19 protein-coding genes and 1 tRNA gene are annotated in these 19813 nt (G+C 75.1%); 14 read left to right on the forward strand and 6 right to left on the reverse strand.

Translation table 11 applies throughout. The features are described from left to right. Positions 1-27: 27 nt before the first annotated feature. The 7 genes from ACI795_RS16490 to ACI795_RS16520 all read left to right on the forward strand — a co-directional run bounded on the left by ACI795_RS16490 (position 28) and on the right by ACI795_RS16520 (position 7877). A complete protein-coding gene (locus ACI795_RS16490) occupies positions 28-2121 on the forward strand; it encodes a prolyl oligopeptidase family serine peptidase (RefSeq protein WP_457076624.1) in 2094 nt (697 codons plus the stop codon). Between the two features lie 75 nt (positions 2122-2196). Next, the gene (locus tag ACI795_RS16495; protein WP_457076625.1) at positions 2197-3213 is read left to right on the forward strand and encodes a mechanosensitive ion channel family protein; all 1017 of its coding nucleotides are present in this window, start codon (positions 2197-2199) and stop codon (positions 3211-3213) included. Between the two features lie 65 nt (positions 3214-3278). Beyond that, the gene (locus tag ACI795_RS16500; protein ID WP_457076626.1) at positions 3279-4532 is read left to right on the forward strand and encodes an MFS transporter; all 1254 of its coding nucleotides are present in this window, start codon (positions 3279-3281) and stop codon (positions 4530-4532) included. Then, positions 4529-4963 carry a globin gene (locus ACI795_RS16505; protein ID WP_457076627.1) on the forward strand — a complete coding sequence of 145 codons (435 nt, stop codon included), beginning with the start codon at positions 4529-4531 and terminating at the stop codon, positions 4961-4963. Before ACI795_RS16500 ends, ACI795_RS16505 begins: the two co-directional genes overlap by 4 nt. Before the next feature lie 104 nt (positions 4964-5067). After that, positions 5068-6579: a glycoside hydrolase family 13 protein gene (locus ACI795_RS16510; protein WP_457076628.1), complete on the forward strand. Its 1512-nt coding sequence runs from the start codon at positions 5068-5070 to the stop codon at positions 6577-6579. 87 nt (positions 6580-6666) lie between these two features. After that, positions 6667-7266, forward strand: a complete 600-nt coding sequence (locus ACI795_RS16515) for a biotin transporter BioY (RefSeq protein ID WP_457076629.1) — start codon at positions 6667-6669, stop codon at positions 7264-7266. Positions 7267-7349: 83 nt separating this feature from the next. After that, a complete protein-coding gene (locus tag ACI795_RS16520; protein WP_457076631.1) occupies positions 7350-7877 on the forward strand; it encodes an MOSC domain-containing protein in 528 nt (175 codons plus the stop codon). Positions 7878-7913: 36 nt separating this feature from the next. Here the strand turns inward: ACI795_RS16520 and ACI795_RS16525 are convergent, their stop codons facing one another. Beyond that, on the reverse strand, positions 7914-8318 hold the full coding sequence (locus ACI795_RS16525) for an acyl-CoA thioesterase (RefSeq protein ID WP_457076632.1): 405 nt from the start codon (positions 8316-8318) through the stop codon (positions 7914-7916). A gap of 82 nt (positions 8319-8400) precedes the next feature. Between ACI795_RS16525 and ACI795_RS16530 the strand changes: the two genes are divergently transcribed. Next, complete coding sequence (locus ACI795_RS16530; RefSeq protein ID WP_457076633.1) at positions 8401-8835, forward strand: protein-tyrosine phosphatase family protein; 435 nt, start codon at positions 8401-8403, stop codon at positions 8833-8835. A 21-nt stretch (positions 8836-8856) separates the two neighbouring features. Here ACI795_RS16530 and ACI795_RS16535 read toward each other — a convergent pair whose 3' ends face one another. The 3 genes from ACI795_RS16535 to ACI795_RS16545 all read right to left on the reverse strand — a co-directional run bounded on the left by ACI795_RS16535 (position 8857) and on the right by ACI795_RS16545 (position 12005). Beyond that, positions 8857-9477 carry a maleylpyruvate isomerase family mycothiol-dependent enzyme gene (locus ACI795_RS16535; protein ID WP_457076644.1) on the reverse strand — a complete coding sequence of 207 codons (621 nt, stop codon included), beginning with the start codon at positions 9475-9477 and terminating at the stop codon, positions 8857-8859. A 219-nt stretch (positions 9478-9696) separates the two neighbouring features. Next, positions 9697-11367: an energy-dependent translational throttle protein EttA gene (gene ettA, locus ACI795_RS16540; protein WP_457076634.1), complete on the reverse strand. Its 1671-nt coding sequence runs from the start codon at positions 11365-11367 to the stop codon at positions 9697-9699. A 113-nt stretch (positions 11368-11480) separates the two neighbouring features. Then, positions 11481-12005, reverse strand: coding sequence for a single-stranded DNA-binding protein (locus tag ACI795_RS16545; protein WP_457076635.1), 525 nt, complete (start codon positions 12003-12005; stop codon positions 11481-11483). 236 nt (positions 12006-12241) lie between these two features. Here ACI795_RS16545 and ACI795_RS16550 point away from each other — a divergent pair. Continuing rightward, a tRNA-Arg gene (locus tag ACI795_RS16550) sits at positions 12242-12314 on the forward strand. Position 12315: 1 nt separating this feature from the next. Here ACI795_RS16550 and ACI795_RS16555 read toward each other — a convergent pair. Then, the gene (locus ACI795_RS16555) at positions 12316-13236 is read right to left on the reverse strand and encodes a ribonuclease Z (protein ID WP_457076636.1); all 921 of its coding nucleotides are present in this window, start codon (positions 13234-13236) and stop codon (positions 12316-12318) included. Between the two features lie 209 nt (positions 13237-13445). Between ACI795_RS16555 and ACI795_RS16560 the strand changes: the two genes are divergently transcribed. Both ACI795_RS16560 and ACI795_RS16565 read left to right on the forward strand, forming a co-directional pair. Further along, entirely contained in the window at positions 13446-14153 is a 708-nt protein-coding gene (locus ACI795_RS16560) for an ANTAR domain-containing protein (RefSeq protein ID WP_457076637.1), read from the forward strand. A gap of 89 nt (positions 14154-14242) precedes the next feature. After that, positions 14243-15220 (forward strand): anti-sigma factor RsbA family regulatory protein, encoded by a 978-nt coding sequence (locus ACI795_RS16565; protein WP_457076638.1) that lies wholly within the window; start codon positions 14243-14245, stop codon positions 15218-15220. 19 nt (positions 15221-15239) lie between these two features. Here ACI795_RS16565 and ACI795_RS16570 read toward each other — a convergent pair whose 3' ends face one another. Further along, positions 15240-16271, reverse strand: a complete 1032-nt coding sequence (locus ACI795_RS16570; protein ID WP_457076639.1) for an LLM class flavin-dependent oxidoreductase — start codon at positions 16269-16271, stop codon at positions 15240-15242. A gap of 131 nt (positions 16272-16402) precedes the next feature. On the opposite strand from ACI795_RS16570, the gene ACI795_RS16575 reads away from it, so the two are divergent. From ACI795_RS16575 to ACI795_RS16585, 3 genes are all read left to right on the forward strand, one after another. Continuing rightward, positions 16403-16705, forward strand: a complete 303-nt coding sequence (locus ACI795_RS16575) for a DUF427 domain-containing protein (RefSeq protein ID WP_457076640.1) — start codon at positions 16403-16405, stop codon at positions 16703-16705. 172 nt (positions 16706-16877) lie between these two features. Then, positions 16878-17264, forward strand: a complete 387-nt coding sequence (locus ACI795_RS16580) for an STAS domain-containing protein (RefSeq protein WP_457076641.1) — start codon at positions 16878-16880, stop codon at positions 17262-17264. Between the two features lie 90 nt (positions 17265-17354). After that, positions 17355-19703, forward strand: coding sequence for a putative bifunctional diguanylate cyclase/phosphodiesterase (locus ACI795_RS16585; protein WP_457076643.1), 2349 nt, complete (start codon positions 17355-17357; stop codon positions 19701-19703). Positions 19704-19813: the final 110 nt, after the last annotated feature.

Below are 19813 nucleotides of genomic sequence, written 5' to 3' on the forward strand. Positions count from 1 at the left end.
CGCCGTCCGGGCGGATACCGTCGCCGTGTGCGCTACCCCGACGCCCCCCGCCTGGACCTGGTCGAGGACCTGCACGGTCACCGGGTCGCCGATCCCTACCGGTGGCTGGAGGACCCCGCCGACGGTCGCACCGCCGCCTGGGCGGCCGCCCAGGACGGGCTCGCCGCAGAGCTGCTCGGCGGCCTGCCCGCGCGCCCGTTCTTCGCCGAGCGGCTCGCCCAGCTGGTGCACGCCGGTGCGGTCGGCATCCCCGTGTGGCGCCGCGGCCGGGCGTTCTCCACCCGGCGCGACCCCGGCCAGGAGCACGCGGTGCTGCGGGTCACCGAGCCCGACGGCAGCGTGCGCGTGCTGGTCGACCCGACGGCGCTGGACCCCGCCGGCACCACCACGCTGGACGCCTGGTCGCCGTCCTGGGAGGGCGACCGGCTGGCGTACCAGGTCTCGGTGGGCGGCGACGAGGAGTCGCAGCTGTACGTGCTCGACGTCGCCACCGGCGAGGTCGTCGACGGGCCGATCGACCGTTGCCGCTACTCCCCCGTCGGCTGGCTCCCCGGCGGGGACGAGCTGTTCTACGTGCGCCGGCTTGCCCCGGAGCTGGTGCCCGCGGGCGAGGAGCAGTTCCACCGCCGGGTCTGGCGCCACCGCGTGGGCGCCGACCCCGCCACCGACGTGCTCGTGCACGGCGAGGGCAGCGACCCCTCGACCTACTTCGGCGCGCGCACCAGCGCCGACGGCCGCTGGCTGGTGGTCTCGGCGTCGGTGGGCACCGCGCCCCGGGACGACGTCTGGCTCGCCGACCTGGCCGGGGACGGGCAGCTGCGGCCGCTGCAGGTGGGCGTCGACGCGCAGCTGACCGCCTGGGTGGCCCGCGACGGCCGGCTGTGGCTGCACACCGACCGGGACGCCCCGCGCAGCCGGCTCGCCGTCGCCGACCCGGCCGACCCGGCCAGCTGGGCGCCGGAGGCCTGGCGGGAGGTCATCGGGCAGTCCGACGACGGCGTGCTCTCCGACGTCGCGCTGGTCGACGGGCCGGACGGCGACCTGCGGGTGCTCGCGGTGCACGCCGTCGACGCGACCGACCGGCTCTCGCTGTGGGCCGCGGACGGCTCGGGCCGGCTGACCGAGGTGACCGACCTGCGCCCGGGGTCCGTCTCCGGCGTCAGCGCGCACCCGGAGGGTGGGACGACGGCGTGGGTGGGCTACACCGACTTCGCGACGCCGCCCTCGGTGCTGCGCTGGGACGCCGCCGAGCCGACCGCACTGACGACGCACGAGCAGGCGCCGGTGGCCGGTGAGGTGCCGGCCGTGCAGGTGGTGGAGGCGCACGCGACCTCGGCCGACGGCACCCCGGTGCACCTGTTCGTGCTCTCGCCCTCCGGCATGCCGGACACCCCGCGGCCGACCGTGCTCTACGGCTACGGCGGCTTCAACGTCTCGCTCACCCCCGCCTACAGCGCGCAGGCGCTGTCCTGGGTCGCCGCCGGCGGGGTGTGGGTGGTGGCGAACCTGCGCGGAGGCTCCGAGCACGGCGAGGAGTGGCACCGGGCCGGGATGCGCGAGCGCAAGCAGAACGTGTTCGACGACTTCGCCGCCGCGGCCCAGCACCTGATCGTCGCCGGCTGGACGACGCCCGCGCAGCTGTCGGTGATGGGCGGCTCGAACGGCGGGCTGCTGGTCGGCGCGATGACCACCCAGCACCCGGACCTGGTCGCCGCGGTGGTCTGCAGCGCGCCGCTGCTGGACATGGTCCGGTACGAGCTCTTCGGGCTGGGCCGCACCTGGAACGACGAGTACGGCACCGCCGCCGACCCCGAGGAGCTGGGCTGGCTGCTGGGGTACTCGCCCTACCACCGGGTGGTCGAGGGCACCGCCTACCCCGCGGTGCTGTTCACGACGTTCGAGTCCGACACCCGGGTCGACCCGTTGCACGCGCGCAAGCTGGCCGCGGCGCTGCAGCACGCGACCAGCGCCGAGGCGCCGATCGTGCTGCGGCGTGAGCTGTCGGTCGGGCACGGTGCCCGCGCGGTGAGCCGCACCGTGGGGCTGGCCGCCGACCAGCTGGCCTTCCTGGCCGCGCACACCGGGCTCTCCCCGGTCGCCGAACCGCCCACCGGCGGCTGACCAGCGGGGACGACACACGGAACGACGTCGTCCGGGTGATCGACGGGGCACAACCGGCCTGCGAGACTGACCGCGATGAACGGGACACCCACGGTCACCGCGGCCGACGCAGGAGCACCGGCGCCCGGCTGCGCGGCGGACGCCGGGTCGCTCTGCGCGCGCCTGTGGGAGTGGACCGGGCTGGACTGGCTGGCCGCCAACGCCGACACGATCGTCGGCCGGCCGGCGCGGATCCTGCTGATCGTGCTGGTGGCCGCGGTCGTCCGGCTGCTGCTCAACCGGGCGATCCACCGGCTCACCGACCGCACCGCCACCGGCGCCGTCCCGACCGTCCTGCGGCCGTGGCGCAACCGCGCCCGGCAGGCCGACCCCGACGGCGTCGAGCTGATCGCCGCGCGGCGCACCCAGCGGGCCGAGGCGATCGGGTCGGTGCTGCGCAGCTGCGCGTCGTTCGCGGTGCTCGGCGTCGCCGTCGTCCTCGTGCTCGGTGAGCTGGGGGTCAACCTGGCGCCGATCCTGGCCAGCGCCGGTGTCATCGGCGTCGCGCTCGGCTTCGGCGCGCAGAACCTGGTCAAGGACTTCATCGCCGGGATCGGGATCATCCTGGAGGACCAGTACGGCGTCGGGGACGTCGTCGACCTGGGCGAGGCCAGCGGCACGGTCGAGGCGGTCGGGCTGCGCATCACCCGGCTGCGCGACATCAACGGCGTGGTCTGGTACGTGCGCAACGGCGAGGTGCTGCGGGTGGGCAACCGCAGCCAGGGCTTCGCCCAGGTGGTCATCGACATGCCGGTCGCGCACGACACCGACCTCGAGCGCTGCCGCGCGGTGATGCTGGAGGTCGCCGAGGGGATGGCCGCCGAGGAGGAGTGGGCCGAGGTCTTCCTCGGTGAGCCGGAGTCCCTCGGCGTCGAGCAGATCTCCACCGAGGGCGTCGTGATGCGCGTCCAGGTGCGCACCACCAACGCCGTCCAGTGGCAGGTCGCCCGCGAGCTGCGCCAGCGGCTCAAGGAGCGCTTCGCCGCCGAGGGCATCCGCACCCCGCTCCCCCTGCTGGGGTTGAGCGCCGGCCCGGGCGCGGGCACCCGCTGAACCGCCGGCGTCCCGGCCGGGACACCCCCGCCGACCGGCCGGCCACCTTCGGCCAGGTCTTCGCGGTGGCCGAGTTCCGGCCGCTGTTCGGGTCCTACACCCTGTCCACGATCGGCGACGAGCTCGCCCGGGTCGCGCTGACCGTGCTGGTCTACCAGCGCACCGACTCCGCCCTGCTCTCGGCGATCACCTTCGCCATCAGCTACCTGCCCTGGGTGCTGGTGGGGCCGGTGCTGGCCGCGCTGGCCGACCGGTTCCCCCGGCACCGGGTGCTCATCGCCAGCGACGTCGTCCGCGCCGTGCTGGTCGCCGCGATGGCGATCCCGGGCACACCGCTGCCGGTGCTGCTGGGCCTGCTGCTGGTCGTGGCGCTGTGCGCCCCACCGTTCGAGGCGGCCCGCTCGGCGCTGATGGCCGACGTCCTGGAGGGCGACCGGTACGCGGTGGGCACCTCGCTGACCGGTGTGGCCTCGCAGGCCAGCCAGCTGATCGGCTTCCTGCTGGGCGGCGCACTGATCACCGCGCTCTCCCCGTCGGCGGCGCTGCTGATCGACGCCGCCACCTTCGCCCTCTCCGCGGTCTGGCTGACCCGCGGCCTGCGGCGCCGGGCCGCGCCGGCCGCCGACGAACCGGTGGGGTCGATCTGGCAGGACACCGCCGGCGGGCTGCGCTTCATCGCCGGCTCGCCGCGGCTGCTCGCGATCGTGACCGTGCTGTGGGTGGGGGCGCTGTTCATCAACGCCCCGGAGGGGATCGCCACCCCGTGGGCGCTGCAGCTGCAGGGCACCGCGGCGGCCGCCGGGCTGCTGCTCGCCGCCAACCCGGCCGGCACCGCCCTCGGCGGCCTGCTGGTGGGGCGCTTCTGCCCGCCGCACGTGCGCGACCGGCTGCTCGTGCCGCTGCTGGTGCTGTCGCTGACCGGCGTGCTGCTGGCCGGGCTGACGCCGCTGTGGCTGGGCACCGGCTCCGCGGCCTACGCCGTGGTCCTGGCGCTGCTGTTCGTCGCGGGGGTCGGTGGAGCCAGCAGCATCCCGCTGAACGTGGCGTTCGTGCAGGCGGTGCCGAGCGCCTACCGCGGGCGGGCCTTCGGCGTCGCGGTCGCGGGGCTGTCGGGCGTGCAGGGCCTGGGCGTCGTGCTGGCCGGGCTCGGCGCCGAGGTGCTCGCGCCGGGCACCGTGGTCGCGCTGCTCGGGGCCGTCGGGCTGGTCGCCCTGGCCGGCCCGCTGGTGGGCCTGCACCGCACCCGGCCCGGACGTGACGGGGACGACGCCGGCCGCGTGGCCCACGAGGACCCGGCTGAGGGACGATCGACGCCATGAGCGAGACCAGCCGGTCGCTGCCCTCGGCGCGCACCTTCTACGACGAGGTCGGCGGCGAACCCACCTTCCGGGCGCTCGTCGCCCGGTTCTACGCCGGGGTGCGCGAGGACCCGGTGCTGCGGCCGATGTACCCCGCCGACGACTGGGCGGGCGCCGAGACCCGGCTGCGGATGTTCCTGGAGCAGTACTGGGGCGGTCCGACGACGTACTCGGAGAACCGCGGCCACCCCCGGCTGCGGATGCGGCACGCGCCCTTCGCCGTCGACGAGGCGGCCCGGGACGCGTGGCTGCGGCACATGCGCGACGCCGTCGACTCCCTGGAGCTCACCGACGAGCAGGATGCGACGTTGTGGGGTTATCTGGTCATGGCGGCACGGAGCATGCAGAACCGCTGGCCCGACGAGGCCGGCGGCACGCTCTCCACCGTCTGAGCCCCGCCCGCTCTCCGTTCCAGGAGCCTCCGCTGAGCCAGCACCCGACGTCCCCCCGTCCCGACGCCGACTGGTGGCGCGAGGCGGTCTTCTACCAGGTCTACGTGCGCAGTTTCGCCGACGAGACCGGCGACGGCGTGGGCGACCTGGCCGGCATCCGGTCCCGGCTTCCCTACCTGGCCGAGCTGGGCGTCGACGCACTGTGGATCACGCCGTTCTACCCCTCGCCCATGCACGACCACGGGTACGACGTCGCCGACCCGCGCGACGTCGAGCCGGTGTTCGGCGACCTCGCGGCCTTCGACGCCCTGCTGGCCGACGCCCACGACCGCGGCATCCGGGTGACCATCGACCTGGTCCCCAACCACAGCTCGCACGACCACGAGTGGTTCACCGAGGCGCTGGCCGCCCCGCCCGGCTCCCCCGCCCGCGCCCGGTACTTCTTCCGCGACGGCCGGGGGCCCGGCGGCGCGGAGCCGCCGAACAACTGGCCGTCGGTGTTCGGCGGGCCGGCCTGGACCCGGGTGCCCGACGGGCAGTGGTACCTGCACCTGTTCGCACCGGAGCAGCCCGACCTGGACCACGCCAACCCCGAGGTCGTCGCCGACCTGGAGGAGACGCTGCGGTTCTGGCTCGACCGCGGGGTCGACGGCTTCCGGATCGACGTCGCCCACGGCATGGCCAAGCCGGCCGACCTGCCCGACATGGTGCCGGCCGAGGACACCGGTCTGTTCGCCGACGACGGCCCGGGCGACCTCCGCTTCGACCAGGACCAGGTGCACGAGCTGCACCGCCGGGTGCGGGCGGTCCTCGACGAGTACCCCGACCGGATGGCCGTCGGCGAGGTGTGGGTCTTCGACGACGAGCGGCTGGCCCAGTACCTGCGCCCGGACGAGCTGCACCTGGCGTTCAACTTCCGGCTGCTCACCGCCGAGTGGGACGCCGAGGAGCTGCGCAGCGCCGTCGAGCACTCGCTGGCCACCGTGGCCACCACCCCGGCGCCGGCGTGCTGGGTGCTGTCCAACCACGACCGGCCGCGGCACGTCACCCGCTACGGCGGCGGCGAGGTGGGCACCCGGCGGGCGCGGGCGGCGGCGCTGCTGCAGCTGGCCCTCCCCGGGGTCGCCTACGTCTACAACGGCGACGAGCTCGGCATGCCCGACGTCAACCTGCCCGACGAGGTGCTGCAGGACCCGATCTGGGAGCGCTCCGGGCGCACCGAGCGCGGGCGCGACGGCTGCCGGGTGCCGGTGCCCTGGTCCGGCGACCGGCCCCCCTACGGGTTCTCCTCGACCGCCGACACCTGGCTGCCGATGCCGGAGGGCTGGGGGCCGCTGACCGCCGAGGCGCAGGAGCAGGACCCGGACTCGATGCTGTCGCTGTACCGGGTGGCGCTGCGGCTGCGGCAGGGCTCCCCGGCGTTCACCGGCGACGGGCTGGAGTGGCTGCCCGCTCCCGAGGGCTGCCTGGCGTTCCGCCGCTCGGGCGGGCTGGTCTGCCTGGTGAACCTCTCCGGTGCGCCGGTGCCGCTGCCGGAGGGGCAGGTGCTGCTGGCGAGCGCCCCGGTCGCGGACGGCGCCGTCCCGGACGACGGGGCGGTCTGGCTGCAGGCCTGACCGGGCGAGCGCACGGCGCCGGCGGTAAGGCAGACTCACGTCCCGATCCGGGGCGATCAGGCCCCTCCCACCGCACCAGGAGGTCCCGTGGCCACCGCCTCGATGCCCGCGCTGCCGTCCCGTCGGTTGGTCCTCGCCGACCTCCTGCCCGCCAGCCGGGCCCGCAACGTCGTCCTCGTCGCACTGGGGGTGCTGCTGACCGCGGCCCTCGCGCAGGTGTCGGTCCCGGTCCCCGGGTCCCCGGTGCCGATCACCGGCCAGACGCTGGCCGTCGTGCTCACCGCCGGCGCGCTCGGCCCGGTGCGGGGCGTGGCGGTGCAGGCGCTGTACATGCTGTGCGCGCTGGTCGGGCTGCCCTTCTACTCCGAGGCCAGCGGCGGGTTCGACGTCGTGTTCGGGGCCACCGGCGGCTACGTCGTCGGCTTCCTCCCGGCCGCGTTCCTGATCGGGCTGGCCGCCCGCCGCGGGGCCGACCGGAAGATCTGGCAGGCCCTGCCGCTGTTCGCGGCCGGGCAGCTCGTGGTGTTCGCCGTCGGTGTGCCGTGGCTGGCGGTCAGCGCCGGGCTGACCGCCGACCAGGCGCTGGCGGCCGGTTTCTACCCGTTCATCCTCGGTGGCGTGGTCAAGGCCGGGGTCGCCGCGCTCGTGTTCCGCGGCGCCTGGCTCGCCGCGGGCCGCGGCCGCTGACCGAGCCACCCCCCGACCGCCCCGGGTCGGTGCCCCCTGCGGGCACCGGCCCGGGGCGGTCTGCTGTCCGGGGCCCGGGCAGGGTGCTGGAGATCTGGACGGCGCCGGAGGCCGCGGCGCCGATGGTGCGCCGCGCGTCGGTGGCGGCGGTGCCCGGCGTCGGGCTCACCGGGGACCGCTACGCCGCCGGGGGCGGGACCTGGGCGCAGTACCCGGTGCAGGAGAAGCAGGTGACGCTGATCGACGCCGACGACGTCGCGGTGGTGGCGGCCGAGGCCGGTGTCGACCTCTCCCCCGGCCAGACCCGGCGCAACCTGGTCACCCGGGGCGTCGACCTGCCGGCGCTCGTGGGGCGGTGGTTCCTGGTCGGGGACGTGCTGCTGTTCGGCACCAAGCGGTGCCCGCCGTGCGCGCACCTGGAACGGCTGACCGGGATGCGGCTGGTGAAGGCGCTGGCCCCGCGGGGCGGGATCAACGCGGCGCTGTTCTCCGGCGGGGTGGTCACCGAGGGCGCCGCCGTCCGGCCGGTGGACGACGCCGAGGCCGCCCGTCGCGGGGCGCCCACCGGCGCGGACCGACCGGTCCCCCGCACCGTCCCCCTGCCCGACTGAGGCAGGGGTGCTCTCCGTGCCGAGAGCACGCCTGCGTCAGTCGTCGTGGTGGGCGGCCAGGAAGGTCTTCTCCCCCGGGGTGAGCCGGCGCGGGCGGTTGAGGGCGAAGTCGAAGGGCACCAGCACCGTGCTGCCGGTGACGGCGAGCTGCCCGTGGTCGAACAGCTCGTAGTGGCAGGTGAAGGAGGCCGCGCGGACACCGGAGACCCAGACCTGCACCTGCAGCGGCTCGGCGCCGTAGACCACCGGGCGCTTGTAGGTGATCTGGTGGCTGGCGACGACGATCCCACGGCGCAGCCCGGTCTTCTCGTCGTGCGTCGGCTGGTCGAAGAACAGGTCCACCCGGGCCATCTCGAAGTAGCCGAGGAAGGCCACGTTGTTGATGTGCTGGTAAGCGTCCATGTCCGACCAGCGCATCGGGACGGCGACGGTGTGCCTCACGGCGGTCACCCTGCCTCATCGCCCGCGGGCGCCGGGCACGGACCCGGTTCCCGTGGACGCTCTCCCCGCCTACGGTGCCGTCATGGACCCGTGGGGCGACACCGAGCCCGGCGTGCTGGTGCTGCCCTCGGGACGCCGAGTGCGCGGGCGTGGTCTGCGGCAGCCGCTGCCCGCCGGTCCGGTCCCGGGCTTCGGCGTCTACCTGCTCGGCCGGCCGCCGTGCCCGGTGCCGTGGGAGACCCGCTGGGTCCGCTGGCCGGACTTCCGGTTGCCCGCCGCCCCCGGTGACCTGCAGCAGGCGCTGCGCGAGGTGTGGGAGCGGGCGGCGACGGAGCGGGTGGAGGTTGCGTGCGCCGGCGGCACCGGGCGCACCGGGACGGCGCTGGCCTGCCTCGCCGTGCTGGACGGGCTGCCCGCCGCCCGGGCGGTGGCCTACGTGCGCGGTCACTACCGGCGGCACGCGGTGGAGACCCGCGGCCAGGCCCGGTTCGTCGCCCGTTTCGGCACCAGCGGCTGACCGCCCCTCCCGGGACCCGGGTCAGCGCCGCCGGGTGGCCCGCCGGGCGAGGCGGTCGTAGCCGGGGCCGGACAGCTCCCCGAGGGCGGCGCGACGGCCGGCCACGGTCATCAGCAGCGCCTCCCCCGGGCCGCGCACCTCCGGCCCGCGACCGGAGGCCCAGTCGACGTCGGTGGCGACCAGCCGCACCCCGCGGGCGCGCCAGGCCCCGAGCAGGGTGGGCGCGAACAGGGCCGTGCGCAACGCCGGCACGAGCCGCTCGGGCGGGATCACCCGGGGCAGGCCGAGCGGCCGCCGGATGTCCTGCTGGTGGATGAGCCCGTCGGTGAGGGCGATCGCCCCCTGCATCCCCGCGGTCAGCCCGGTGGGCGTGAGGTGGCGGCGCAGGAGCTCGACCAGCTCGTCGGGAGTCCGGGTGGAGCACTCCCGCAGGCTGAGGGCGTTCACCCGGTCGAAGGCGAGACGCCCGCGAACGAACCGTGCGGCCAGCTGGCGCGTGGAGAGCTCCTCGTAGCTCAGCACGTGGGCGACGACGTCGCGCACCGACCAGCCCGCGCACAGCGAGGGCGCGCGCCACTGCTCCGGCGTCAGGGTGACCAGGAGCGCGAGCAGGTCCTCACGCTCGGCGCGGGCGAACGGCATCAGGTCCACGGGAGCAACGCTGCGGATCGCGGTCGCCGGGCGCGACACGGTGCCGCGGACCCTAGGGCAGCCCGGCCCGGTCGGGTCCGTGGCCCCGGAGCCGCGACGGCCGGCCGGAGCAGGAGCTCCGACCGGCCGGGTGACGTGCTGGAACGGCCCCCGGCCCCGTCCCGAGGCTCGCCCCGAGCTGGCGAGGGGTGAGGAGGACGGGGTCCTCTTTCAGTCGCGGGTGAGCTTGCGGTAGGTGGCCCGGTGCGGACGCGCCGCGTCGGGGCCCAGCCGCTCGACCTTGTTCTTCTCGTAGTCGGCGAAGTTGCCCTCGAACCAGAACCACTTCGAGTCGCCCTCGTAGGCGAGGATGTGCGTCGCCACGCGGTCGAGGAACCACCGGTCGTGGCTGACCACCACGGCGCAGCCGGGGAACTCCAGCAGCGCGCCCTCCAGGCTGGTGAGCGTCTCGGTGTCCAGGTCGTTGGTGGGCTCGTCGAGCAGCAGCAGGTTGCCGCCCTGCTTGAGGGTCAGGGCCAGGTTCAGCCGGTTGCGCTCGCCACCGGAGAGCACGCCGGCCTTCTTCTGCTGGTCCGGGCCCTTGAACCCGAACGCGGAGACGTAGGCCCGGGAGGGCATCTCGACGTTGCCGACCTTGATGTGGTCCAGGCCGTCGGAGACGACCTCCCACAGGCTCTTGTTGGCGTCGATGCCGCTGCGGCTCTGCTCGACGTAGCTGATCTTGACGGTCTCGCCGACCTTGATCTCGCCGTCGTCGGGCTTGTCCTGGTCGACCAGCATCTTGAACAGCGTGGTCTTGCCGACGCCGTTGGGCCCGACGACCCCGACGATGCCGTTGCGCGGCAGCGTGAAGGACAGCCCGTCGATGAGCACCCGGTCGCCGAAGCCCTTGACGAGGTTGTTGGTCTCGATGACGACGTTGCCCAGCCGCGGGCCCGGCGGGATCTGGATCTCCTCGAAGTCGAGCTTGCGGAACTTGTCGGCCTCCGCGGCCATCTCCTCGTACCGGGCCAGCCGGGCCTTGCTCTTCGCCTGGCGGGCCTTGGCGCCCGAGCGCACCCACTCCAGCTCGTCGGCCAGCCGCTTGGCGCGCTTGGCGTCCTTGGCCCCCTCGACCTTGAGCCGGGTGGCCTTGGTCTCCAGGTAGGTGGAGTAGTTGCCCTCGTAGGGGTAGGCCCGACCGCGGTCGAGCTCGAGGATCCACTGGGCCACGTTGTCCAGGAAGTACCGGTCGTGGGTGACGGCGACGACGGTGCCGGCGTACTTCTCCAGGTGCTGCTCCAGCCACGCCACGCTCTCGGCGTCCAGGTGGTTGGTGGGCTCGTCGAGCAGCAGCAGGTCGGGGGCCTCCAGCAGCAGCTTGCACAGCGCCACGCGGCGGCGCTCACCACCGGAGAGGACCTTCACGTCGGCGTCGCCGGGCGGGCAGCGCAGCGCGTCCATGGCCTGCTCGATGCGGTTGTCGAGCTCCCAGCCGTCGGCGTTCTCGATGACCTCCATGAGCTCGCCCTGCTCGGCCATCAGCGCGTCGAAGTCGGCGTCGGGCTCGCCCATCGCCGCACTGACCTCCTCGAAGCGGGTCAGCGCCTGGCGAAGGTCCTTCACGGCCTCCTCGACGTTGCCGCGCACGTCGAGCTCCTCGTTGAGCGGGGGCTCCTGCTGGAGGATGCCCACCGTCGCCCCGGGCGCGAGCACCGTCTCGCCGTTGGAGGCGGTCTCCATGCCGGCCATGATCTTCAGGACCGTGGACTTGCCGGCGCCGTTGGGGCCGACCACGCCGATCTTCGCGCCGGGCAGGAACGCCAGGGTCACGTCGTCGAGGATGACCTTGTCGCCGTGCGCCTTGCGCGCACGGACCATGGAGTAGATGTACTGGGCCACTGGGCTGTCGAGCCTTCCGTCAGGTCGCGATCGGGAGCAGGGCGGGCACCGGGGTCTCCGTCGCCCGCCCCACCACCTGCGTTCTCAGCGCCGATCCTCCCAGTTCGGGAGGCTCACGTCAGCGACGGGACCAGCGGGCGGCCGTCGCCGAGCTCGTCGGCGCTCTCATCGTCCAACGCCACCGGCCCCCCGTCGTAGTCCTCGGGCGCGTAATCGGTGGACCGGGCGGCGTAGGGATCGGCCGGCGGCTCCTCGACCGTTCCGGCCGGCGCGGCCGGGCGCGGGGTCCGCCGGTACTCGGCCACGCCGCGGGAGAGGTCGGGTCCGACCGCCTCGGCGCGCAGCTGCGAGCGGCTGCGCGGGCCCTGCTCGGACTCCCAGCGGTGGGTGTACAGCTCGCCGACCACGATCACCGGGTCGCCCTTGCTGAGGGTGTGCGAGACGTTGCCGCCCAGCTCGCCCCAGCACTCGACGTCGAGGAAGAGGGTGCGGTGGTCGGTCCACGTCTGGCTCTCCCGGTCGAACCGGCGGGAGGTGGAGGCCAGCCGGAAGTTGGTGACGCTGGCGCCACTGGCCAGCCGGCTGCGCTGGGGGGAGTTGACGACGTTGCCGACGACGGTGAGCTCGGTTTCCTTCACGGTGCTCCTCGGGCGAGGCGGGGCGCCGGGGCGGCGCGGCCGGCGGTCCGCCGGCGTGCACCCACCGTCGCGGGGACACCGAGCCCAGGACAGGGCCCCGGCCGGGATGTGGACGCGTCCCCCCGCTGTGGACGCCCGCCGGCGGGCGGGACCACCGTCGGCTACGGCGGCGCCGCGGTGCATCCGGGCGACGTTCCCACCTCGTCCTGCGCCCGCGATGTCATGATCGGGCGCGAGCGCCCGTAGCTCAGTGGACAGAGCAGGTGCCTTCTAAGCACTTGGTCGCAGGTTCGATCCCTGCCGGGCGCGCTCAGCCCGCCCGGCGCGGCGGCACCGGGACGACGTCCAGGTCGGCGGCGACGACGACCTCGCCGGCGAACACCTCCTGCGCCTCCGCGGCGAACCGCGCCGGGTCCCGGTAGCGCTGCGAGAAGTGGCTGAGCACCAGCGTGCCCACCCCGCACTCGGCGGCCACCGCCGCCGCCTGCCGCGCGGTCAGGTGCCCGTGTTCCTCGGCCAGGGCGGCGTCCTCGTGCAGGAAGGTCGACTCGATCACCAGCATGTCCACCCCGTCGGCCAGCGCGTACACGCCGTCGCAGAGTCGGGTGTCCATCACGAACGCGAACCGCTGCCCCGGCCGCGGCTCGCTCACCTCGTCCAGCCGCACCGTGCGCCCGTCCAGCTCGACCGCGCCGGCCTGCTGGAGCCGGCCCACGTCGGGACCGGCGACGCCGACCCGGGCGAGGCGGTCCGGGAGCATCCGCCGGCCGTCCGGCTCGACCAACCGGTACCCGAAGGACTCCACCGGGTGCTCGAGCCGCCGGGCCTCCAGGGCGCCGAACGGCCCGGTCGCCACCACCCCGTCCCGCTCGACCGGCTCGGCCAGCAGCTCGGCGACCTCGGAGAAGGCCGAGGCGTGCCGCAGCCGGTCGAAGAACACCTGGCCCGACGCCGGGTAGTGGGCGTGCACCGGGTGCGCGACCCGGTCCAGCGACAGCCGCTGGACCACGCCGGGGAGTCCGAGGCAGTGGTCACCGTGGAAGTGGCTCAGGCAGATCCGGTGCACCGCGCTGCTGGCGACGCCGGCGAGCAGCAGCTGACGCTGGGTGCCCTCCCCCGGGTCGAAGAGGAAACCGGTGCCGTCCCAGCGCAGCAGGTACCCGTTGTGGTTGCGGGTGCGGGTGGGCGCCTGGCTGGCGGTGCCCAGGACGACGAGCTCGCGGGCCGGCACCCCTGGACGGTATCCGGGCGGTCGCCGTGTCCACCGCCTCCGGGCAGGTCGGTTGCGCGCCGGTAGAGTGGCGGGGCCTCCTGCCGGCGGTCGGGTGCTCGCCCGTCCCCGCCACGAGGAGCACCGTCGCGGGTTGACCCCACAGCCCCTGCGCCGGCCAAGGACCCTCGGAGACACTCGTGCCCGGCGCACAGCCGCCCCTTCCCCCTGTGGGCGACATCCCGCTCACCTCACTGGCGCACCAGGTCATCGAAGCCCTCGGTCGGGGCGCCTGGGGCCCTGACGCACTCGACGTGCTGGTGCGCGCGGCGGTCGCGCAGCTGTCCGGGTGCGCCGACGCCAGCCTCACCTCGGTCGGCCCGGGGCGCGCCCCGAGCACGGTGGCCGCCACCAGCGACCGCGCGATGCAGGCCGACGTCTGGCAGTACGAGCTGGCCCAGGGCCCGTGTCTGGACGCCGCCGCCGGCAGCCCGCTGGTCCGCGCCTCGCTGGCCGACGGCAGGACGCCGTGGCCGGAGTGGGCGTCACGGGCCGCCACCGAGGCCGGTTACACCGGCGTGCTGAGCGTCCGGCTGGGCAGCCAGGCGCGGCCGCTGGGCTCGCTCAACCTCTACGGCACCGACGCCGCGGCGCTGGCCGCGCTGCCGGCGGACGACGCCGAGTCCTTCGCCGCGCTCACCTCGGTGGTGCTGGCCTCGGCGCGGCGGGCCAGCAACCTGGAGGAGGCGGTCCAGCGGCGGACCGTCATCGGCCAGGCCCAGGGCATCCTCATGGAGCGGTACAAGATGACCGCCGCCGACGCGTTCGCGCTCCTCCGGGGGTTGTCCCAGCAGTCCAACACCAAGCTGTTCGACCTCGCCCAGGAGCTCGCCGAGACCGGGCAGCTCCCCCGGGGGCCCGCGGAGCCCCCGGCCTGACCGTCTGCACGGCGGTCGGCTCTGTCGTAGCCTGCTGCAGCGGGGCCGGTTCAGCAGAGAGCCGGTCCGGTCGAGCAAGGGACTGATACGTGAGCGTGCCCGCCGCAGACCTGGCGACACGTCCGACGGGCGGGCTGGTCCACGACGTCGCCTTCGCGTCCTCGCGACCCGGTCTGGCCGGGCTCGCCATCCCGTTCGCGCGGGAGGGGCTCGCGGCCGGCGACCCGGTCGTGGTGGTCACCAGCGCACCGGTCGCCGACGCCGTGCGGGCGGCCCTCGGGGACGTCGCCGGGCTGTCCTTCGCCGACCAGGGTGACGTCTACGGGCGGCGCACGCCGGCGACGCTGACCGCGTTCCGGAAGCTGGTCGGTGAGTTCCCGCCACCGCCGGGACGGCGGCTGCGGGTGCTCGCGGAGCTCCCCGCCCGGCCGGACGCGCGCGAGTGGCTGGAGTGGCAGCGCTACGAGGCGGTGGTGGAGCACGCCCTGGGCGGCTGGCCGGTGTGGTTCCTCTGCCTGCAGGACACAGGTCGGCTGCCCGAGGAGATCGTGCGGTGGGCGCACTGCACCCACCGGCACGTCCTCGACGACTCCGGCCGCCGGCCCAACCCCGGCTTCCAGGAGCCCGAGCGGCTGCTGGGCCAGCTGCCCGTGCCCACGGAGCCGCTGCAGGCCGCGCCGCCCCTGCTGGCCGCCGACGGGGTGACCCGCCCGGGCGCCGTCCGGCACGGCCTGGTCCCACTGCTGAACGCGCTGGACCGCTCCCCCGACGCCACCGACGACCTGCTGCTCGCCATCGACGAGCTGGTCACCAACGCGCTGGTGCACGGCCGTCCCCCGGTCGACGTCCGGGTCTGGGCCGACGGCGGCACGGTCGTGTGCACCGTCGTCGACCGCGGCACCGGCCCCACCGACCCGTTCGCCGGCTACGGGCCGGCGCACGGGGAGGACCTCTCCCGCGGCGGCATGGGGCTGTGGCTGGCCCGCCAGCTCTGCGACCACGTCGACATCTGGACCGACGCGCGCGGCGTCACCGTGCGGGTCACCACGGAGCTGCCGGCCCGCTGACCGGGCCGGCCGCCCCGGGTCAGCGCTGCGCGGGCGGGACCCAGCCGATCGCCGGGGCGACGTGCCGGGTGATCGTCTCCAGCAGCCGCGCGTTGTACTCGACGCCGAGCATGTTCGGGATGGTGAGCAGCAGGGTGTCGGCGTCCCGGACGGCGGCGTCCTTGGCCAGCTCCTCGGCCAGCTGGTCGGGCTCCCCGGCGTAGCTCTTCCCGAACCGCGCACGCACTCCCTCCAGCAGGCCGACCTGGTCGGTGCTGGTGCGGTCGCCGCCGAAGTACTGCCGGTCCTCCTCGGTGGTGATCGGCATGACCGAGCGGCTCACCGACACCCGCGGCTCGTGCGCCCAGCCGGCCTCGGCCCAGGCGGCACGGAACAGCGCGATCTGCTCGGCCTGCAGCTCGTCGAAGGGCACCCCGGTGTCCTCGCTGAGCAGCGTGGAGCTCATCAGGTTCATCCCCTGCTGCGCGGTCCACACTGCCGTCTGCCGGGTGCCCGAGCCCCACCAGATCCGCTCCCGGAGCCCCGGGGACTGCGGCTGGACCGCCAGCCGGGCGTTCCCCCCGACCATCCGGGGATCGGCGTCGACCACGGCAGCCCCGCTGATCGCGGCCAGGAACAGCGCCGTCTTCTCCCGGGCGAGCTCCGCGTCGCTGCTGCCCTCGGCCGGCACGTACCCGAACGCCTCCGAGCCGCGCAGCGCCGTCTCCGGTGACCCCCGGCTGACGCCCAGCTGGAGCCGCCCGGCCGACAGCAGGTCGGCGGCGGCGGCCTCCTCGGCCATGTAGAGCGGGTTCTCGTAGCGCATGTCGATGACGCCGGTGCCGATCTCCATCCGCCGGGTGCGCGCGGCGATCGCCGACAGCAGCGGGAAGGGCGAGGCCAGCTGGCGGGCGAAGTGGTGCACCCGCACGTACGCGCCGTCGACGCCGAGCTCCTCGGCGGCCTGCGCCAGCTCGACGGTCTGCAGCAGGGCGTCCGCCCCGGTGCGCACCTGCGACCCGGGGATGGGCTGCCAGTGCCCGAAGTTCAGGAAGCCGATCCGCTTCTCCACCACGTCCACCTCTCGTCGTCTCCTGACGCCCCAGCACCGGGACGGGGACGGGTGTTCCCACCGGGACGATCTGCCCCCCTGCCGTGGTTGGTGCTGGACAGACAGCACGTCCACCGCAGAGGAGACAGGTCATGCGCGCCACCGTCGACGGAACCGTGCTCGCCGAGGCAGCCGAGGAGGAGCTGGTCCGCATCGAGGGGAACTGGTACTTCCCGCCGTCCGCGGTCGTGCCCGGCACCCTCACCGAGAGCCCGACGGCCTACACCTGCCCGTGGAAGGGCCCCGCGCAGTACTGGGACGTGGTCACCCCCGACGGCACCCGCGAGGACGGCGCCTGGAGCTACCCGGACATCAAGCCCTCGGCGGTCGAGCGCGTGGGCCGGGACTTCGCCGGCTACGTCGCCTTCGCCCCCGGGGTGACCGTCGGCCCCTGATCGGGGGCTGTCGCAGGGCATCGGGCGCTGTTACGGTCGACATCGGGTCGAAGCTCCGGCCCTGCGGACGCGCCGGACGGGCGCACCACCGCCGGAGCGGACGCTCCGGCGGGTGACCTGAGGGGAACCCACGAACACCGATCAACTCCCCGACGACCCGACGCTGGTCGTCATGCTCGACTGGGCGAGCGGGCGCGTCCACCTCCGCGGCGACCTGGACCGCGCCTCGGCGCACCACCTGCGCGACGCCTTCGCCGCCCTGCTGGTCACCGACCGCGTGCGGTGGACGATCGACGCCTCCGGGGTGACGTTCTGCGACGCCGGTGGGCTGCGCGCCCTCTCCGCGGCCTCCCGGTCGGCCGCCGCGGCCGGCCGGGAGCTGCGGCTGGGGGCCGCCTCCCGGTGCCTGACCCGGCTGCTCACCCTCACCGGGCTGACCGGGCTGTTCACCGACGGCGAGACCACGCCGCCGGCTGCCGCCCGCCGGGTCCGGGCCCACGCGCAGTGCCGGACGAGCGGCGGCACCACCACCCCCGCCAGGCACACCGTTCTCCACTGACCCGGATCGTCACCCATCGTGACGGCACGAACACGGCCACACGGCCGAGGTTCCCCGGATCGGGCCCGCCGATGAGCGAGGCTGTGCCCCGTGACCTCCTCCGCACCCGAGTCGTCGAGCGCCCCCGGGCCCGGCACGGGGCAGCGGCTGCGCGCGGCCGACGTCCTGCTGGCCGATCGGGGACAGCTCTTCCGCGCCCTCTTCCTCGCCGCGCCCATCGGCAAGGCCGTCGTCGACCCGAGCGGGCGGATGCTGCTCGTCAACCCGGCGTTGTGCGAGCTCACCGGGCGCACCTCGGGTGAGCTGATCGGCCGCCACCTCGACCTGCTCGCCCACCCCGACGACGTCCCGCTCGAGGACCGCGCCACCGAGCACGTCCCGGGCACCCCCCTGCTCGACCCGCAGCTGGCCGTGGAGGGCGAGCGCCGGCTCCGGCGCGCCGACGGCGAGAGCGTGTGGGTGCACCAGACCCAGGAGCTGGTACACCACGCCACCGGCGAGCTGCAGTTCGTGCTGCTGTCGATGGTCGACGTCACCGACCGGCGCCGGGCCGAGGAGGACCTGGTCCGCCGCGCCTTCACCGACCCGCTGACCGGCCTGCCCAACCGCCGCGCGCTCACCGACCGGCTGGGCCGGGCACTGGCGCTGTCCCGCCGGCGGCACACCTCCGTGGGCCTGCTGCACCTGGACCTGGACCGGTTCACCGCGGTCAACGACTCCCTCGGCCACGAGGGCGGCGACCAGCTGCTCTGCCAGGTCGCCGACCGGCTGCGCTGGAGCACCCGGGTGGAGGACACCGCCGTCCGCTTCGGTGCCGACGAGTTCCTCGTGCTCGCCGAGGAGGTGGAGGACGTCGACGGGTTGCGGACCCTCGCCGACCGCCTGCTGTCGGTGCTCGACGAGCCCTTCCACGTGGGCGAGCGGGAGATCACCCTGTCGGCCAGCGTCGGGGTCACCCTCGGCAACGACCTCGCCCCCGAGGCGCTGCTCCGCCAGGCGCACAGCGCGCTGGCCCGGGCCAAGGCCAACGGCGGACGCGGCCGGGTCGAGGTGCACGACGAGGCGCTGGGTGAGGGCTACGTCGACCAGCTGCAGCTGGAGACCGATCTCCGTCACGCGCTGGAGGCCGGCGAGCTGCGGCTGTTCTACCAACCGATCGTGGCGCTGTCCGACGAACACCTGCTGGGCTACGAGGCGCTGATCCGCTGGCAGCACCCGACCCGCGGGCTGCTGCCCCCGGGCGCGTTCCTGGCCGCGGCCGAGGACAACCGGCTCACCTCGCGCCTGGGCGCCTGGGTGCTGCACCAGGCCTGCTGGGACGCCGCCGGCTGGGACCCCGACCTGCGCGTGCACGTGAACATCTCCGCCCGGCACCTGGCCGAACCCGGCTTCAGCGAGCTGGTCGCCGACGCGCTGGACACCTCCGGGCTGGCCCCGGAGCGGCTGGAGCTGGAGATCACCGAGTCGACCGCGCTGTTCGCCGCCGACGCCACGCTCCACGCGGTCGACCAGGTCACCGAGAGCGGCGTGACGCTGGCCCTGGACGACTTCGGCACCGGCTACTCGGCGATCACCGCGCTGCACCGGCTGCCGATCCACACCGTGAAGATCGACCGCTCCTTCGTCGCCGACGTCGTCACCCAGCCGGCCACCGCCGCCCTCGTGCAGGGGCTGCTGCAGCTGGGCCAGGGCATGGGCCTGCAGGTCATCGCGGAGGGCATCGAGGACGGCGAGCAGGCCCGCTGGCTGCGCGAGCACGGCTGCGCGATGGCCCAGGGCTACGCCTTCGGGCGACCGGCACCGCTGCCGGCGCGCGAGCTCGACGACCTGGCGGTGCCGCCGGACCTGGTCGGCCTGGACGACCCGCCGGTGGTCCCGGACGACGAGGACGACGCACACGGCCCGCCGCTGACCGACGAGGGCGAGCCCACCGGCGCGACCGGGGACGAGCCCGCGGGCGGCGAGCTGACCGACGACGGCTGGGGCGGCACCGCCGCGGCCGAGGGGACGCTGCCGGACAGCGACCCGTACCCCGCCGTCCCGCAGCTGGACTCCTTCGCGGTCCTGGCGACCGACCCGCGGGACTTCGCCGAGCCCGAGGACCTCCCCGAGCCGCCACCGGCCCGGGCACTGCACGCCGCCGACGACGAGCCGGTGTCCGGCCCGATCGCCCAGCCGATCCCGCTGTTCGGCCGCTCGGGCGCCGAGGCGCAGGACGCGGTGGCCGAGGCGGAGCCGACGGTCGCCGAGCCGGAGCAGCCCTTCGACCCGCGCTCCTTCGCCCCGTCCAGCGCGCTGGCCGAGCTCAGCGCGCTGCTGGCCGCCAGCGGCCGGCCGGACGCGCTGCGGCTGCCCGAGCCGCGGGACTCCACCGAGTACGGGCAGTTCGCCGAGTACGGGGAGTTCGCCGAGTCCGAGCCCGAGCCCGGCGATCGCTGACCGTCCCGTGGGGGGGGGGGGGGGCGCCCCCCCGGCCGCCGCGCCCCCCCGGGGCGCCCCCCCCCCCCCCGGCGGGGGGCGGCCGGGGGGGGCCCCCCCCGCCCCCCCCC

The sequence above is a fragment of the Modestobacter sp. SYSU DS0290 genome (assembly GCF_054050955.1).

Bases quoted from the DNA above. Each gene is read 5' to 3' on its own strand.
- ACI795_RS16535 (WP_457076644.1), bottom strand. From the start codon at position 9,477: ATGCCGTTCGCCCGCGCCGAGCGTGAGGACCTGCTCGCGCTCCTGGTC.
- ACI795_RS16530 (WP_457076633.1), top strand. From the start codon at position 8,401: ATGGACCCGTGGGGCGACACCGAGCCCGGCGTGCTGGTGCTGCCCTCG.
- ACI795_RS16495 (WP_457076625.1), top strand. From the start codon at position 2,197: ATGAACGGGACACCCACGGTCACCGCGGCCGACGCAGGAGCACCGGCG.
- ACI795_RS16505 (WP_457076627.1), top strand. From the start codon at position 4,529: ATGAGCGAGACCAGCCGGTCGCTGCCCTCGGCGCGCACCTTCTACGAC.
- ACI795_RS16575 (WP_457076640.1), top strand. From the start codon at position 16,403: ATGCGCGCCACCGTCGACGGAACCGTGCTCGCCGAGGCAGCCGAGGAG.
- ACI795_RS16580 (WP_457076641.1), top strand. From the start codon at position 16,878: ATGCTCGACTGGGCGAGCGGGCGCGTCCACCTCCGCGGCGACCTGGAC.